At 67.5% G+C, this 16421-nt stretch carries 16 protein-coding genes; 7 read left to right on the plus strand and 9 right to left on the minus strand.

Going from position 1 to position 16421, the window contains the following annotated elements; all coding sequences use genetic code 11:
* Positions 1–4 precede the first annotated feature (4 nt).
* Positions 5–460 (minus strand): SUF system Fe-S cluster assembly regulator, encoded by a 456-nt coding sequence (locus tag ACZLIB_RS05675; protein ID WP_005408436.1) that lies wholly within the window; start codon positions 458–460, stop codon positions 5–7.
* 209 nt (positions 461–669) lie between these two features.
* Here ACZLIB_RS05675 and ACZLIB_RS05680 point away from each other — a divergent pair, with 209 nt between their 5' ends.
* Positions 670–1137 carry an SET domain-containing protein gene (locus tag ACZLIB_RS05680; protein ID WP_012479369.1) on the plus strand — a complete coding sequence of 156 codons (468 nt, stop codon included), beginning with the start codon at positions 670–672 and terminating at the stop codon, positions 1135–1137.
* A gap of 72 nt (positions 1138–1209) precedes the next feature.
* On the opposite strand, the gene ACZLIB_RS05685 is transcribed toward ACZLIB_RS05680, so the two are convergent.
* From ACZLIB_RS05685 to ACZLIB_RS05700, 4 genes are all read right to left on the minus strand, one after another.
* Positions 1210–1806 (minus strand): YceB family lipoprotein, encoded by a 597-nt coding sequence (locus tag ACZLIB_RS05685; RefSeq protein WP_012510326.1) that lies wholly within the window; start codon positions 1804–1806, stop codon positions 1210–1212.
* A gap of 81 nt (positions 1807–1887) precedes the next feature.
* Positions 1888–2436 carry a hypothetical protein gene (locus ACZLIB_RS05690; RefSeq protein WP_049398821.1) on the minus strand — a complete coding sequence of 183 codons (549 nt, stop codon included), beginning with the start codon at positions 2434–2436 and terminating at the stop codon, positions 1888–1890.
* Positions 2437–2491: 55 nt separating this feature from the next.
* Entirely contained in the window at positions 2492–2800 is a 309-nt protein-coding gene (locus ACZLIB_RS05695) for a DUF3861 family protein (protein ID WP_049398822.1), read from the minus strand.
* A 254-nt stretch (positions 2801–3054) separates the two neighbouring features.
* Positions 3055–3453 (minus strand): HU family DNA-binding protein, encoded by a 399-nt coding sequence (locus ACZLIB_RS05700; RefSeq protein WP_010483539.1) that lies wholly within the window; start codon positions 3451–3453, stop codon positions 3055–3057.
* A gap of 371 nt (positions 3454–3824) precedes the next feature.
* Between ACZLIB_RS05700 and ACZLIB_RS05705 the strand changes: the two genes are divergently transcribed.
* Positions 3825–4256: an OsmC family protein gene (locus ACZLIB_RS05705; protein WP_005408443.1), complete on the plus strand. Its 432-nt coding sequence runs from the start codon at positions 3825–3827 to the stop codon at positions 4254–4256.
* 158 nt (positions 4257–4414) lie between these two features.
* On the opposite strand, the gene ACZLIB_RS05710 is transcribed toward ACZLIB_RS05705, so the two are convergent.
* On the minus strand, positions 4415–5293 hold the full coding sequence (locus ACZLIB_RS05710; RefSeq protein WP_478469336.1) for a PhzF family phenazine biosynthesis protein: 879 nt from the start codon (positions 5291–5293) through the stop codon (positions 4415–4417).
* Positions 5294–5424: 131 nt separating this feature from the next.
* Entirely contained in the window at positions 5425–6297 is an 873-nt protein-coding gene (locus tag ACZLIB_RS05715) for a PhzF family phenazine biosynthesis protein (protein WP_478469337.1), read from the minus strand.
* A gap of 75 nt (positions 6298–6372) precedes the next feature.
* On the opposite strand from ACZLIB_RS05715, the gene ACZLIB_RS05720 reads away from it, so the two are divergent.
* The 3 genes from ACZLIB_RS05720 to murD all read left to right on the plus strand — a co-directional run bounded on the left by ACZLIB_RS05720 (position 6373) and on the right by murD (position 11786).
* The gene (locus ACZLIB_RS05720; protein ID WP_414576646.1) at positions 6373–8967 is read left to right on the plus strand and encodes a bifunctional aspartate kinase/diaminopimelate decarboxylase; all 2595 of its coding nucleotides are present in this window, start codon (positions 6373–6375) and stop codon (positions 8965–8967) included.
* A gap of 76 nt (positions 8968–9043) precedes the next feature.
* Entirely contained in the window at positions 9044–10396 is a 1353-nt protein-coding gene (murL, locus tag ACZLIB_RS05725; protein ID WP_049398826.1) for a UDP-N-acetyl-alpha-D-muramoyl-L-alanyl-L-glutamate epimerase, read from the plus strand.
* The gene (murD, locus tag ACZLIB_RS05730; protein WP_478469338.1) at positions 10377–11786 is read left to right on the plus strand and encodes a UDP-N-acetylmuramoyl-L-alanine--D-glutamate ligase; all 1410 of its coding nucleotides are present in this window, start codon (positions 10377–10379) and stop codon (positions 11784–11786) included. The genes murL and murD overlap by 20 nt, the downstream gene beginning before the upstream one ends.
* Positions 11787–11909: 123 nt before the next feature.
* On the opposite strand, the gene ACZLIB_RS05735 is transcribed toward murD, so the two are convergent.
* Positions 11910–12503 carry an SMI1/KNR4 family protein gene (locus ACZLIB_RS05735; RefSeq protein WP_164079605.1) on the minus strand — a complete coding sequence of 198 codons (594 nt, stop codon included), beginning with the start codon at positions 12501–12503 and terminating at the stop codon, positions 11910–11912.
* 129 nt (positions 12504–12632) lie between these two features.
* On the opposite strand from ACZLIB_RS05735, the gene ACZLIB_RS05740 reads away from it, so the two are divergent.
* The gene (locus tag ACZLIB_RS05740) at positions 12633–13424 is read left to right on the plus strand and encodes a dienelactone hydrolase family protein (RefSeq protein ID WP_478469340.1); all 792 of its coding nucleotides are present in this window, start codon (positions 12633–12635) and stop codon (positions 13422–13424) included.
* Positions 13425–13520: 96 nt separating this feature from the next.
* Here ACZLIB_RS05740 and ACZLIB_RS05745 read toward each other — a convergent pair whose 3' ends face one another.
* Positions 13521–14519 carry a polyprenyl synthetase family protein gene (locus ACZLIB_RS05745; RefSeq protein WP_336685023.1) on the minus strand — a complete coding sequence of 333 codons (999 nt, stop codon included), beginning with the start codon at positions 14517–14519 and terminating at the stop codon, positions 13521–13523.
* 214 nt (positions 14520–14733) lie between these two features.
* Here ACZLIB_RS05745 and ACZLIB_RS05750 point away from each other — a divergent pair, with 214 nt between their 5' ends.
* Positions 14734–16347: an alpha-glucosidase family protein gene (locus ACZLIB_RS05750; RefSeq protein WP_478469342.1), complete on the plus strand. Its 1614-nt coding sequence runs from the start codon at positions 14734–14736 to the stop codon at positions 16345–16347.
* The last annotated feature ends 74 nt before the right edge of the window (positions 16348–16421 follow it).

Below are 16421 nucleotides of genomic sequence, written 5' to 3' on the forward strand. Positions count from 1 at the left end.
CGGATCAGGAGACGACGTCGACAGCGATGGTGCGGCGCTGTTCGTCATCGGCAAGGGGGAGAGGGGGCAGGATCTGCGCAAGGGTGACATCGCGCAGGGCCTCGGAGACCACGTCGTTGATCAACCGCCAGCTGCTGCGCGCGCCGCACTTGGGCGCCATGCCGCACTGGTGGTGGTCGTGGCTGCATTCGGTCAGGGCCAGTGGCCCTTCCATCGCTTCGACCACTTCGAACAGCGAGATCTCGATGGCCGGGCGGGTCAGGCGGTAGCCGCCACGCACGCCGCGCAGGCCTTCAACCAGGCCGGCCTGGGCCAGCGGCTTGAGCACCTTGCTGACGGTGGGCGGCTCCAGACCGGTGAATTCGGCCAGCTCGGTGGCACTGAGCACCTCGCCCGGACGGGCGGCGAGCACGGTCAGCACGACGGTGGCGTAATCGGTGAGTTTGGTGACGCGCAACATGGGGATGCGAGTGGTTCTTAAAGCGGACTGAAATTGTACGCTTTTATTCGCCGCCATCCAACCCGGGCATTCAGCCGGCGCTGGGGCCGGGCCGGGAGGACACACCGGGGCCGTTGCCAGGGCGCAATGCTGCGCCAACGGGGTGATTTTCGCAATCACCCGGAATGGGCGAGAATCCCTGTTCCATTCGCTGCAAACAGCCCGTGCCGATGCCGAAGAAGATCCAAGCCCGCAAGTCCGCCATCCATGGCAACGGCGTGTTCGCCGTGGCCCCGATCAAGCAGGGCGAGCGCGTGATCCAGTACAAGGGCCTGCTGCGCAGCCACGGCGACGTTGATGCCGATGACAGCGGCGACGTCGAAAGTGGCCATACCTTCCTGTTCACCCTCAACGACGACTGGGTGATCGATGCCAACTACAAGGGCAATGACGCGCGCTGGATCAACCACAGCTGCGACCCGAACTGCGAGGCGGTGATCGAGGAAGACGAGGACGGCGACAGCCGCGGCGACAAGGTGTTCATCGAGGCGCTGCGTGACATCAAGGCCGGCGAAGAGCTGACCTACAACTACGGCATCACCCTGGCCGAGCGCCACACCGCCAAGCTGAAGAAGATCTGGGAATGCCGCTGCGGCTCGCCCAAGTGCACCGGCACCATGCTGCAGCCCAAGCGCTGACCCGCAGCGGGTAGTGCCGGCCGCTGGCCGGCACACATGTGAAAAGCGTGCCGGCCAGCGGCCGGCACTACCTTACTTACCCAGCACGCCTGCGGGCACCAGGTTGCCCAGGTTCTGGTTGAAGGTGACCACCAGCTTGCCGTTCTTCACCTGCGCCGACTGCACCTGCAGCGCGCCGAGCAGGCCGGCCACGGCCGGGTCCAGCTTGTAGATCGGTTCGCGCTGGGCGTAGTCGCTCAGCCAGGCATTGAGCAGGCCGCGGGTGCGCGAATCGAGGCGACCGCCCTGGTTGGCCGGGGTGAAGTCATCCACGCTGGGCTGCTGCAGGTGGAAGCCCTGGGTCTGCGCGTCATAGCGCAGGCCGCTGCTGAGCTTCACCGTACCCAGTTTGGCAGGGTTGCCGCCGGCGGTGGCCAGAGCAACATCCATGCCCAGGTTCAACCGTTCGCCGGCAGGAAGGCTCAGCTGTGGATGGCTCATGGTCAGCGCGATCAGGCCGCCGAGGGCGTCCTGGGTGCGTGGGAAGCTGCCATCGAGGTACTGCTGCACGTCACTGGCGCCGACCGACAGTTCGCGGCCGGAAATGGAAGGGGCGGCCTGGGCGCCGATCGCAGCGGCGATCAGCACGGTGGAGGCCGCGAGGCGGGTCATCAGGGAACGCAGGCGCATGGCGGTGACCGGTGGATATGAATGGACGAATCAAAGAGTAGCCGTGCCGGCTGAATCGCGCGTGCATGCCGCTGCAACGGTTCAGTCCAGCGTTGGCCGCAGTTGCGCCGACTGGATCTGCCAGGCGCGGCCATCGGCACGGGGTTGCACCCGGTACCAGCCGCCGAAGCGGAAGGTGCCCTCAGGGGTCACTGCGCGGATCTGTACCGGAACCTCCAGCAGCTGCGGCGGCTGGTGACCGTCGCGCGCGATCGGTAGTTCGCTGGTCAGGCGCAGGCTGCGCACGTCCGTGAGCTGGCGCAATGCGGCATCGTCGGCGCGTCGTGCATCGCTGGGCGGGAAGGTCCACGCGGCGTCGACGGCCTTGCGATCGCGATTGAGCAGGGCCATGACATAGGCATTGAGCATTCCCGCCGGCAGCTCGGCCTCGGCCGCGACGGCGGCAAACAGGGGATCGACATCGATGGCCTGCACGGCCGGTGCATCGCCTTCTGCGGCGGTCTGTGACTTCGTGCGGGCAGCCGCCTCGGCCGTGGCCGACGGTGTGGCATCCGCTGGATCGGATTGCGATGGCGGCCGGGAACAGGCCAGCATCACCAGCGGTGCGAGCAGTATCAGGAACCTGCGCATGTCTGCCTCCTCCCCGAGGCGAACGGAAGGAGGCAGTGTATCGGCTGTGCCGCGATCAGCGGGAGGAGGGCAGCTGTTCCAGTGCATCCAGCGCCGGCAGCACCTGCGCGGCGATGGCGGCCAGGGCATGGCCTTCGGTGTCGGCGTGGCGCTGCACGATGTCGCGCAGCAGCTGGGTGGCGATCACCAGGGTCGCGCGCTCGTCGCCGCTGATACCAGCGGTGCGCGGTGCCGCTTCCAGCAGGCGCATCAGGTCGCGGCTTGCGCGATGTTCCAGTTCGATGGTGCAGCGCCCGGTGCACTGCAACCCGTCCTTTTCGATGGGGGTCACCGAGATCCGGTAGCGGGTGGAGGGGCTGGCCATGAGGGTGTGCTCGCCGTAGCTGTGGAGGATGTGCCCACCTTAGGCAAGGCCGTGCCCGGCGGCGATGGCCGGGGCTGCACGCAGTGTTCCACCCGGTACGTTCCGGGGCCGCAACGGACCACGCCCAGCCAATGGCGACGGGCCTGTACGCGCATTCCCGGGGATGCGGCAACGCTGTGTTGCGGGCTGTGGTTGGGACAAAAAAAACGGGACGGCCAGAGCCGTCCCGTCGGAATCCGCGTTGGGGCGCGCGCTTACAGCGCGGCGTCCTTCAGCTTCTTCAGCGGACGCACCTTCAGCTTGGTGGTGGCCGGCTTGGCGGCGAACCACTGCTCTTCCTTGGTGAACGGGTTGATGCCCTTGCGCTTCGGCTTGGCCGGCACATTGACGGTGGTGATCTTCAGCAGGCCCGGCAGGGTGAAGGAGCCAGCGCCCTTCTTGTGCACCGAGGAGGCGACGGCGCTTTCAAGCGAGGCCAGCACAGCGCGGACGTCCTTGGCGATGACGCCGGAGGCTTCAGCGATGTGTGCAACCAGGCCGGACTTGGTCAGCACTTCCTTGATCGGCTTCGGAGCGGCCGGCTTGGCGGCTGCCTTCGTCGCGACTTTCTTCACTGCCTTCTTCGGGGCAGCCTTCTTAGCGGTCTTTGCCATGGTTTCCTGTTCCGTGAACGGTTGGTTGTTTGGTCGGCGCCGAACCCCGTCGGCAAGCGCAATGTAGGGCAACTCTCGGGCGCCGCCAATAGCCCGAAGCGTGGAAAGTGCATGTTTTTTCATATCCAGGCCGATTCAGTACATGGCCGGCAGTGGGGGAAGGGGGTGTGGCAGCGCGCGCGATGGTCCGCGCCCGCCCATCGGAGGAATGCGCGAAACCACTGAAAACAAGGGAAAAATGCGCGCCGGTCTGGCGAAGAAGTGACCAGTTGTCCGGTTTCCGGCGGACCTGTGGCGTGTGGCGGAGCGACGCAGGGCTAACGCCTCCCGTGCGAGGGTGACCGTTCATCACCGTCACGCAGGAGCAGCACATGGGAATCTCGCGACACGCCACCGCGCACTGGGAGGGCGATCTGAAGTCGGGCAAGGGGCAGCTGAGCACGCCGCAGAGCGGGCTGCTGGACAAGACACGCTACGGCTTCAACAGCCGTTTCGGCGACGAAAAGGGCACCAATCCGGAAGAGCTCATCGCTGCTGCGCACGCCGGTTGCTTCACCATGGCGCTGTCGGCCAAGCTCGGCGAAGCCGGCTTTACCCCGACCTCGCTGGATACCGAAGCCAAGGTCGATCTGTCATTGGAGGGCGGCCCGCAGCTGTCGCAGATCCGGCTGAAGGTGAAGGCAGTGGTGCCGGGTATCGACGCGACGCAGTTCCGTGCGATTGCCGATGACGCCAAGCAGAACTGCCCGGTGTCCAAGGCGCTGAGCGCGGTGCCGATCAGCCTGGAAGCCGAGCTGGGCTGAGGGTAGTGCCGGCCGCTGGCCGGCAACCGCATGATGTCGAGGTCCAGGTAACAGCCGGCCAGCGTTATGGCGGCCTTCCTGGCCGCCACCCTCCGGGCCGTCGCGTCCGACGTTGGCAGCGGCTCCTGCCGCTGCCTTCGGCTTCACCTCGATGGTGTTTACCAATCGATGGTGCCGCTGATCACCGTCTGCACCTGCCCGCCAGACCAGACCTCGCCGTCCTGGTCGACCAGCAGGGTCAGGCGCGCGTCATGGCCGACTTCGCGGCCCTGGCTGACTTCAAACGGCGTCCGTCCACGCGGCAGCGCGTCACGCAGGTCCAGCCACGCGGCCAGCACCGCATTGGCCGCACCCGAGGCGGCGTCCTCGAAGCGGCGTCCATTGCCGACGAAGGCACGTACGGCCAGGTCGAAACCCTCGCTGCCATCGCTGAAGGCATAGGCGAACACGCCCATGCTGTCGGTGGATTCAGCCAGTGCGGCCACTGCATCCCAGTCTGGCTGCAGCGCGCGCAATGCGGCCTCGTCGGCCACCTGCACCACCCACCAGCTGCGGCCACCCTGCATGCGTGCCGGCGGCAGTGTGCCCAGCGGCCAGTCCTTCAGCGCGGCCTGCAGGCGAGGATCGGTCGCCTCGGCACTCTCGGCCAGCTGCGCGCGCGGGGTGCGGATGGCGATGCGCTGCTGCGTACCCTCACCGCTGACGCGCAGCGGCAGCGTGCCGGCAATGCCGTCCTGCACCAGCACGCCGTCGACCGCTGCGGCCAGGCCCGCCTGCAGCACCGCGTGCGCGGTACCGACGCTGGGGTGGCCGGCGAACGGTACTTCCTTCTGCGGGCTGAACATGCGCAATCGATAGCTGGCGCCCGGCACCTGCGGCGGGAACACGAAGGTGGTTTCGGGCAGGCGCGTCCAGCGCGCGATGGCCTGCATGCTGGCGTCGTCCAGGCCCTCGGCATCGAGTACCACGGCCAGCGGATTGCCAGCGCCGGCGCGCGGGGAGAACACGTCCAGCTGCAGGAAACGGCGGGTGGACATCAGGCGGCACTCCAGTAAACAGGCCGCATAGCGTAGCGCGGGGCACCAAAAAGGGGACGGAGGGAATTAAGTCGCTTTTGCCTCATGTGCCATAAGCGACTTAATTCCCTCCGTCCCCTTTTTCCCGTGGGCTACCAGCGGATGCTGCCGTCGATCACGCACTGCACCTGGCCGCCGATCCACACCGTGCCCTGCGCATCAACCTCGACCTGTACGCGACCATCGCGGCCGACTTCGCGGCCCTGGCTGGCGACGTAGCGGCCCTCGCGGCCGGGCAGGGCATTGCGCTGGCGCAGCCAGGCACCGATCAGCGCATTGGCGCTGCCGGTCACTGGATCCTCGGGCACGGCGGCTGCATCAGCGGGGCAGAAGGCGCGCACCACCCGGGTGTGGTCGTCGCCGGCCTCGTCGGCGAACACGGCCACACCGGTCGCGTCGGTGGCGAGGCTCCAGTCGGCCAGCGTGGCCATGTCCGGCACAAGGCTGCGTACGGCGGCGGCGTCGCGCAGCGGCAACAGCCACCAGCGTGCGCCGTTGTCCCACAATTCGGGCACGTGCCCGCTGTCGGCCAGCCCCAGCAGCGCTTCGGGCGCTCCGTCGGCCGCGGTGTCCAGTTGCCGCGCCGGTGGGCTGGCCAGCTGGAGCTTCAGTGCCTCGGCCGGGCCGCTCACCCGTACCGGCAGCAACCCCGCCGCACATTGCTGCAGCAGGGCACCGTTGCGCGGTTGCGCCAGGCCGCAGGTCACCGCCGCCCAGGCGGCGCCGACGCTGGGGTGGCCGGCGAAGGCCAGCTCGCGGGTCGGGGTGAAGATGCGGATGTGGTAGTCGGCGCCCGGCGTGCTGGGGCGCAGGAAGAACACCGTCTCGGACAGGTTCAGCCAGGCGGCCAGGGCCTGCATCTGGCTGCTGGAGAGCTCGTCGGCGTCCAGGATGGCGCCCAGTGGGTTGCCGGTGCCGGGGCGGGGGGCAAAGACATCGAGCTGCAGGTAACGGAGGACGGCCATCTACGAGGATATTGCGCTTAGAATCAAAGGTTCCGCCCCCGAGGGCGGCTTCCCCACATTCTACATAGCCAATCCATGTCAGCTTCCCCCCTTGTCGATCGTTGGATCGTACTGAAGTTCGGCGGCACCTCGGTGTCGCGTCGTCATCGCTGGGACACGATCGGGAAGCTGGCGAAAAAACGTGCGGAAGAGACCGGCTCGCGCGTGCTGGTAGTGGTTTCGGCGCTGTCCGGGGTCACCAACGAACTGACCGCGATCGCCGATGGCGCGCCCGACAGCCGGGACCGCGTGGCGGCGCTGGTCGAACGCCACGAGGCCTTCCTGGTTGAACTCGGCCTGGGCCGCGAGGTGCTGGCCGATCGCCTGGCCGCGCTGCAGGGGCTGCTCGACGACGCGCGGGCGGCCACCCGTCCGCTCGACTGGCAGGCCGAAGTGCTGGGCCAGGGCGAGCTGCTGTCCTCCACCCTGGGTGCGGCCTACCTGCGCGCGTCGGGCCTGGACATGGGCTGGATGGATGCCCGCCAGTGGCTGGACGCGATGCCGCCGCAGCCGAACCAGAGCGACTGGTCGCAGCGCCTGTCGGTGAACTGCCAGTGGCGCGCCGACGCGGAATGGGTGCAGCGCTTCCGCGCGCAGCCGACCCGCCTGCTGATCACCCAGGGCTTCATCTCGCGGCACGCCGATGGCGGTACCGCCATCCTCGGCCGCGGTGGCTCGGATACCTCGGCGGCGTACTTCGGTGCGCTGCTCGGTGCCAGCCGCGTGGAGATCTGGACCGATGTGCCGGGCATGTTCAGTGCCAACCCGAAGGATGTGCCGGACGCGCGCCTGCTGACCCGCCTGGACTATTACGAGGCGCAGGAAATCGCCACCACCGGCGCCAAGGTGCTGCACCCGCGCTCGATCAAGCCGTGCCGCGATGCCGGCGTACCGATGGCCATCCTCGATACCGAGCGCCCGGAACTGCCGGGCACCAGCATCGACGGCAGCGCCGCGCCGGTACCAGGGGTGAAGGCGATCAGCCGCCGCAACGGCATCGTGCTGGTGTCGATGGAAGGCATCGGCATGTGGCAGCAGGTCGGCTTCCTGGCCGATGTGTTCAATCTGTTCAAGAAGCACGGCCTGTCGGTGGACCTGATCGGTTCGGCCGAAACCAACGTCACCGTATCGCTGGATCCGTCCGAGAACCTGGTCAACACCGATGTGCTGGCCGCGCTGTCGGCCGACCTGTCGCAGATCTGCAAGGTGAAGGTGATCGTGCCGTGCGCGGCGATCACCCTGGTTGGTCGCGGCATGCGCTCGCTGCTGCACAAGCTGTCGGACGTGTGGGCCACGTTCGGCCGTGAGCGCGTGCACATGATCTCGCAGTCGTCCAACGACCTGAACCTGACCTTCGTCATCGACGAAGCCGATGCCGATGGCCTGCTGCCGATCCTGCACGCCGAGCTGATCGACAGCGGTGCGATGCCGGTGGAAGAGACCGAAGTGTTCGGCCCACGCTGGCGCGAGATCGCCGGCACCGTGCGCCCGCGTGGCACGCCGTGGTGGCGGGGCCAGCGGGCGCACCTGCTGCAGCTGGCCGACGCCGGTACGCCGCGCTATGTCTACCACCTGCCGACCGTGCGCGCCCGTGCCCGCGCGCTGGCCGCGATCAAGCCGATCGACCAGCGCTACTACGCGATCAAGGCCAACAGCCACCCGGCCATCCTGCAGCTGCTGGAAGCCGAGGGCTTCGGCCTTGAGTGTGTATCGCACGGCGAACTGAAGCACGTGTTCCAGCACCTGCCGGAACTGTCGCCCAAGCGTGTGCTGTTCACCCCCAGCTTCTGCCCGCGCAGCGAGTACGAAGCCGCGTTCGCGCTGGGCGTGACCGTTACCGTCGACAACGTCGAAGCGCTGCAGCGCTGGCCGGACCTGTTCCGCAACCGTGAGCTGTGGCTGCGCGTCGATCTGGGCCGTGGCGAAGGCCACCATGCCAAGGTCCGCACCGGCGGCAAGGACTCCAAGTTCGGCCTCCCGATCGCCCGCGTCGATGAGTTCGTGCGCGCGGCCACCGATCTGGGCAGCCGCGTGGTCGGCCTGCATGCGCATCTGGGCAGCGGCGTGGAAACCGCACAGCACTGGCGCCTGATGTGCGATGAGCTGGCCGGTTTCGCCCGTCGCATCGGCAGCGTACACACCATCGATATCGGCGGTGGCCTGCCGATTCCGTACAGCGACGAAGACGAGCCGTTCGACCTGGACGCCTGGGCCGAGGGTCTGGCCGAGGTCAAGGCGCTGCATCCGGCATTCCGCCTGGCGATCGAGCCGGGCCGCTACCTGGTGGCCGAGTCCGGCGTGCTGCTGACCCATGTCACCCAGGTGGTGGAGAAGGACGGCGTGCGCCGTGTTGGCCTGGATGCCGGCATGAACGCACTGATGCGCCCGGCCCTGTACGACGCCTGGCACGACATCGAGAACCTCAGCCGCCAGGGCGGTTATGCCGAAGCGGCATTCGACGTGGTCGGCCCGATCTGCGAATCCAGCGATGTGTTCGGCAAGCGCCGCAAGCTGCCGGTGTCGACCGCACCGGACGACGTGATGCTGATCGCCGATGCCGGCGCCTACGGCTATTCGATGGCCAACACCTACAACCAGCGGATGCTGCCGCGCGAAGACGTGATCGAATGACCACCGCGCGCGCCCTGCACCCGCCCACCGACACGCCCCGCGCCATCGCGCGGGCCCGTGCCTGACCGGATACACCATGACTGCTTTCGACAAACACCAGGTTTCCCGCTTCCGCTTCGTCCGCTGCGAATTCGCCGCGGACACCGGCGTGGCCAAGCTGGTCTACGCCTTTGATGACGGCCCGGAGATGGTGGAAACCATCACCGTGCCGGGCGCCCCGTTCGTGCTGGACGAAGCGCGTACCGCCGCTGTGCAGCGCGCGCTGCAGCTGCTGCACCTGATCGCCGGTGTCAGCTACTACAAGGCGGGCGTGCCGGAGACGGTCAGCATCGACAGCTACGCCATCGATGCCGATACCGCTGCGCTGGTGGAGACGGTCTACCTCAATGGCCTGGGTGAATTTGCCTACCGCAACGGCCTGAACCTGCGCGGGCGCTTCCGCCTGCCGGTGCAGGGCGAGGCAGTGCAGGCGCCGGTGCTGGGCCTGCAGCCGCACGCGCTGGTGGCGATCGGTGGCGGCAAGGATTCGCTGGTCAGCATCGAAGCGCTGCGCCGTGCCGGCGTGGACGAGACGGTGACCTGGATCGGTGGCTCGCAGCTGATCCGTGCCTGCGCTGAACGCACCGGCCTGCCGACGCTGAACCTGGGCCGCGCGCTGGCGCCGGAACTGTTCGAGCTCAACCGCCAGGGTGCGTGGAACGGGCATATCCCGGTCACTGCGGTGAACTCGGCGATCATGGTGCTGGCCGCGCTGCTGCAGGGCGTGGACCAGGTGGTGTTCTCCAACGAACGTTCGGCCAGCTACGGCAGCCAGATTCCGGGCACCGGCGAAGTGAACCACCAGTGGTCCAAGGGCTGGGCATTCGAGCAGGCGTTCGGCAGCCATGTGCAGACGCACGTAGCGGCGGACCTGCAGTACTACTCGCTGCTGCGCCCGATGTCGGAGCTGGCAGTGGCCCGCCAGTTCGCCAAGACCGATTTCTACGACGCGCATTTCTCCAGCTGCAACCGTAACTTCCACATCCTCGGCGAGCGCCCGGTGAACCGCTGGTGCGGTGTCTGCCCGAAGTGCCATTTCGTGTTCCTGGCGCTGGCTCCGTTCATGCCCAAGACGCGCCTGGTGCGCATCTTCGGCCGCAACCTGCTGGACGATGCCGAGCAGGCCGGCGGCTTCGATGCACTGCTGGAATTCCAGGACCACAAGCCGTTCGAGTGCGTGGGCGAAGGCCGCGAATCGCGTGCGGCGATGGCGACCCTGGCGCAGCGCCCGGAGTGGAAGGAAGACGTGCTGGTGAAGCGCTTCTGCAATGAGATCCAGCCGCAGCTGGATGCCGCCGAACTGGAACTGGCACCGCTGCTGCAGCTGCAGGGCGAGCATCGCGTTCCGGCTGCGCTGTGGGAACGGGTGCGTGAAGATTTCGAAGCTTGAAGGAAAGCGCGTTGCGCTGTGGGGCTGGGGCCGTGAGGGCCGCGCCGCGTTTGCGGTGCTGCGCGAGCGCCTGCCCACGCTTGGCCTGAGCCTGTTCTGCCCGGCGGCCGAAGTGGAGGCCGCGCGTGCGGAAACACAGGGCGTGCTGGATGTGCGTGGCGAGCCTTCTGCTGAAGCGCTGGCCGCGTTCGACGTGGTGATCAAGTCGCCCGGCATCAGCCCCTACCAGCCGGTCGCGCTGGCCGCGGCGGGGCAGGGCACCACCTTCATCGGTGGCACCGCGCTGTGGTTCGCCGAACATGCAGGTGCCGATGGCATCGTGCACGACACCGTGTGCGTGACCGGCACCAAGGGCAAGAGCACCACCACCGCGCTGGTCGCGCACCTGCTGCGTGCCGCCGGCCACCGCACCGGCCTGGTCGGCAACATCGGCCTGCCGCTGCTGGAAGTGCTGGACCCGCAGCCCGCACCCGCGTACTGGGCGGTGGAACTGTCCAGCTACCAGACCGGCGAAGTGGCGCGCAGTGGCGCCCATCCGCAGGTGGCGGTGGTGCTGAACCTGTTCCCGGAGCACCTGGACTGGCACGGCAGCGAGCAGCGTTACATCGAGGACAAGCTGCGGCTGGTGACTGAAGCCGCACCGCGCATCGCCGTGCTCAATGCCACCGATCCGCATCTTGCTGCGCTGTCGCTGCCCGACAGCGAAGTGGTCTGGTTCAACCAGCCGCAGGGCTGGCATATGCGCGGTGACATCGTGCATCGAGGCGAGCAGCCCGTGTTCGATACCCGCAACACGCCGCTGCCGGGTCGCCACAACCGCGGCAACCTTTGTGCGGTACTGGCGGCGCTGGAAGCGCTGGGGCTGGACGCCGTGGCGCTGGCACCGGCGGTGCAGGATTTCCGTCCGCTGCCGAATCGCCTGCAGCGCATCGGCGCGGCCGATGGCCTGACCTACGTCAACGATTCGATCAGCACCACGCCGCATGCCAGCCTGGCCGCGCTGGAGTGCTTCGCCGGCCAGCGCATCGCGCTGCTGGTGGGCGGGCATGACCGTGGCCTGGACTGGACCGATTTCATGCAGCACATGGCGCACGACGTGCCGCCGGTGGAGATCGTGACGATGGGCAGCAACGGCCCGCGCATCCACGCGATGCTGCAGCCGCTGGCCGATGCCGGTCGCTTCGGCCTGCATGCCGCCGGCGATCTGCCGGAGGCGATGGCCTTGGCGCGTTCTGCGCTGGGTTCCGAGGGTGGGGTGATATTGCTGTCGCCCGGCGCACCGAGTTTCGGTGCGTACCGTGACTACGTGGCGCGTGGCCGCCACTTCGCCGAACTGGCCGGCTTCGACCCGGACAGCATCAGCGCGATTCCGGGCCTGGGCATCGCCTGATCTGCCGGATCGGGGTCGGATCCCTTTCCGCAGGAAAGGGCTCTGACCCCAGCGGGATCCTGTGCATCCCATCCACGCATGGCGTGGATCTACTGTCGAGCCGAGCCCATGCTCGGCTGGATTTCAGTCGTCGTGCCGGATGAACGCGTAGTCGCGATCGATCAGCTGCTGAAGATAGGCATCGAAGCTGGGCGCGATGACTACGTAGCTGTCCGGATCATGCAGGTAGCGCACCACCTGGCCGACGGTGCCGCCGGGTGCCGGGTTGAAATCCAGGTACAGCTTTGAGGTGCCGCCATTGTTCGCGCATTGCGAGAAGCACAGGCGGCGATCCATCGGCAGATCGGCGTCAATGCCATCACCAAGAATCTCCGGCTCGTCGTCCAGCCATTCTTCATAGATGGATCGGATGCTGTCGTCCCATTCGTCCTGTTCCTCGAAGATGTCCGAGGCCGAGCTCAGGTAGTACGGATAGCCGCCGTCCCCAACATCCGAACCAAGCATCAGCACGTACACCTGTCCACCGGGATACTCGCGGAAGTGCGTGCCATCCACCCGCGACAGCAATTCCAGCAGGCTGTCCGGCACCTTAGGCCACTGTGCGCGCAGGCCCTGCAGATCATCGGCGCTGGCGCCCTGGACATGCACCCACTGCGCAGCGTCTTTGGCGGGCAGGCGCGGAATCAGGCCGGAGAGGAAGCGATCAACAAGGCTCATGCAGAAATGGGGTCGAAAAGAGTTGAGTCGTATCCCACCACACCTGCGTCACGTCGCCAAGGCAGAATGCGACACGGGAGGGTGTTCTGCGACTTAATCCCCTCCGTCCCTTTTTTACGGAGCAGGCGCATGAATCGTTGGCGATGCGGTGTGGCGGTGGTTCTGGGGCTGGCGGCGATGCCGGCGTGGGCGGCGATGAAGACGCAGCCGGTGGAGTGGAAGCACCAGGGCACGACTTTCAGCGGCGTGCTGGTCTATGACGACGGCGACAACGATAAGCGCCCCGGGCTGGTGATGGTGCCGAACTGGAAAGGCGTGAACGAATCGGCGGTCGAGAAGGCCAAGCAGCTGGCTGGCGATGACTATGTGGTGCTGGTGGCCGATGTCTACGGCAAGGGCGTGCGGCCGAAGACCGATGCCGAGGCCGGCCCGATCGCCAGCAAGCTGCGCAACGACCGGCCGCTGCTGCGCGCACGTGCGCTGGAGGCGGTGAACGTGCTCAAGGCGCAGGCCGGCAAGGTGCCGCTCGATACCCGTTGGATCGGTGCGGTGGGCTTCTGTTTCGGTGGCACCACGGTGCTGGAACTGGCCCGTGCCGGCGCGCCGCTGGCCGGTGTGGTCAGCCTGCACGGCGGGCTGGGCTCGCCGCTGCCGGCGCAGGCCGGTGGCACGCACCCGTCGGTGCTGGTGCTCAATGGCGCCGACGACACCAGCGTGACCGCCGAGGACATCGCCGGTTTCCAGAAGGAAATGAACGCGGCCAAGGTCGACTGGGAATTCACCAACTACAGCGGCGCGGTGCACTGCTTCGCCGAGCGCGATGCCAACAGTCCGCCAGGCTGCCAGTACAACGAACGGGCAGCCAAGCGCGCCTGGAAAGCGCTGGATGAGTTCTTTGAGGAGCGTTTCGAGAAACGTTGATCCGTGCAGCGGTAGTGCCGGCCGCTGGCCGGCAACCTCATGATGCTGCGGATGTCATCGGGAATGCCGGCCAGCGGCCGGCACTACCGAAGGCGGTCAATGCGAACGCTGCACCGCGTAGCGGGCCAGGCCGCGCAGGGCGGCGACGGCGTCGTTGTCGGCCAGACCATCGAGCGCACGTTCGGCGGCTTCGGCGTATTCCTCGGCGCGACGGCGGCTGTACTCGAGCCCGCCGGTGGCACGGATCGCGGCCAGCACTTCCGGCATCGCCGAGGCATCACCGTCCTGCACGATGGTGCGCAGGCGTTCGCGGGTGGCGGCGTCCGAATGGGCCATGGCATGGATCAGGGGCAGCGTGGCCTTGCCCTCGGCGAGGTCGTCACCCAGGTTCTTGCCCAGCTCCTCGGCATTGGCCGAATAATCCAGCACGTCGTCGGCAATCTGGAACGCGTAGCCCAGGTGCATGCCGTAGTCGAACAGGGCCTGCTGGGTGGCTTCATCCACGCCGCTGGCCAGCGCGCCCAGGCGGGTGCCGGCGGCGAACAGCACCGCGGTCTTGCGCTCGATCACGCGCAGGTAGGCGGCTTCGTCGGTATCCGGGTTGTGCACGTGCAGCAGCTGCAGCACTTCACCCTCGGCGATGCGGTTGGTGGCATCGGCCAGGATCTGCATCACCGACATGCGTTCCAGTTCGACCATCAGCTGGAAGCTGCGCGAGTACAGGAAGTCGCCGACCAGCACGCTGGGCGCGTTGCCCCACAGGGCGTTGGCGGTGCTGCGGCCACGGCGCAGGCTGGATTCGTCCACCACGTCGTCGTGCAGCAGGGTGGAGGTATGGATGAACTCGATGATCGCCGCCAGCTGGTGGTGGTCCGGACCGGCCTGGCCGACCGCATGGCCGGCCAGCATCACCAGCATCGGGCGCAGGCGCTTGCCGCCGGCGGAAATGATGTGGTCGGCGATCTGGTTGATCAGCACGACGTCCGAGGACAGGCGGCGCCGGATCAGGGCGTCGACGGCGGCCATGTCGGCCGCGGCAAGCGACTGGATCTGGGGCAGGCCCAGGGCGGGACGGGTGTCTTCGGTGATGGTCATGCGATCAGGCTTTCAGGCTCATCGCTGATTATAGGCGTTGCCTGTGAATTCGGGCGCAAACCGGGCAGGCCGGCGTCCGCGGCCCGGCCACGGATGCCGCCTGCGTGAATACGTATGCAGGTTGCGCCATGCCCGTGAGGCCACCGCTAAGCTTGCGGCATCAGGATTTCGGCCCGCTCCCGGCGGGTCCCGCACGCCCGGAGGGGGGCTGTCGATGTCGCACTATCCATGGTGGCGCGGAGCCGTCATCTACCAGATCTACCCGCGCAGTTTCCTTGACGCCAACGGCGACGGGGTAGGCGACCTGCCGGGCATCATCCAGCGCCTGGACCACATCGCAACGCTGGGCGTGGACGCGATCTGGATCTCGCCGTTCTTCAAATCGCCGATGGCCGACTTCGGCTACGACATCGCCGACTACCGCGACGTCGACCCGCTGTTCGGCAGCCTGGACGACTTCGACCGCCTGCTGGCCAAGGCGCACGGTCTGGGCCTGAAGGTGATGATCGACCAGGTGCTGAGCCATACCTCGATCGAGCACGCCTGGTTCCGCGAGAGCCGCCAGGACCGGACCAACCCCAAGGCCGACTGGTACGTGTGGGCGGACCCGCGCGAGGACGGCACGCCGCCCAATAACTGGCTGTCGCTGTTCGGCGGCGGCGCCTGGCAGTGGGAGCCGCGCCGAGAGCAGTACTACCTGCACAACTTCCTGGTCGACCAGCCGGACCTGAACTTCCATCACCCGGACGTGCAGCAGGCCACCCTGGACAACGTGCGCTTCTGGCTGGACCGCGGCGTGGATGGCTTCCGCCTGGATGCGATCAACTTCTGCTTCCATGACGCGCAGCTGCGCGACAACCCGGCCAAGCCGGCGGAGAAGCGCTTCGGTCGCGGCTTCAGCCCGGACAACCCGTACGCCTACCAGTACCACTATTACAACAACACCCAGCCGGAGAACCTGCCGTTCCTGGAGAGGCTGCGCGCGCTGCTGGACGAGTATCCGGGGGCGGTCAGCCTGGGTGAGATCTCCTCGGAGGACTCGCTGGCCACCACCGCCGAGTACACCCGCGATGGTCGCCTGCACATGGGCTACAGCTTCGAGCTGCTGGTGGACGACTACAGCGCGGCCTACATCCGCGATACGGTCTCGCGGCTGGAAGCCGTGATGACCGAAGGCTGGCCGTGCTGGGCGGTTTCGAATCACGACGTGGAGCGGGCCGTCAGCCGCTGGGGCGGCCACCCGGCTGACCCGCGCCTAGCGAGGATGCTGGTGGCGATGCTGTGCTCGCTGCGCGGCTCGGTCTGCCTGTACCAGGGCGAGGAACTGGGCCTGGCCGAGGCCGAGGTGCCGTTCGAGGCCCTGCAGGACCCCTATGGCATCACCTTCTGGCCCAACTTCAAGGGCCGCGATGGCTGCCGGACCCCACTGCCGTGGACCGACGCGCCGCTGGCCGGTTTCACCGCCGGCCAGCCGTGGCTGCCGATTCCGCCCGAGCACCGCGCCGCGGCCGTGGCGGTGCAGGAGCGCGACCCGGACTCGGTCCTGGCTGCGTTCCGCGGGTTCCTGGCCTGGCGGCATAGCCAGCCGGCACTCCTGCATGGCAGCATCCGATTCATCGAAAGCGCCGAGCCAGTGCTGATGTTCGAGCGTATGCTTGCAGATGAAACCCTCCTGCTGGCCTTCAACCTGTCGGCCGAGGCGGTGAGCCATCCGCTGCCGCCGGGCAACTGGCAGCAGGTGGCGGTGCCAGGCCCGGATGCGGGCACGGTGCAGGGCAATGAACTCCAGCTGCCGCCGCGCGCGGTGTATTGCGCCCGACGCAGCTGACCGTTTTCTCCGGTGGCGGTACTTGCGGGGACGGGGCCGAAGCGCCCCGTCCCTTTTTTGTGGGTGGGCTTCCG

The sequence above is a fragment of the Stenotrophomonas sp. 220_Sma genome (assembly GCF_056487375.1).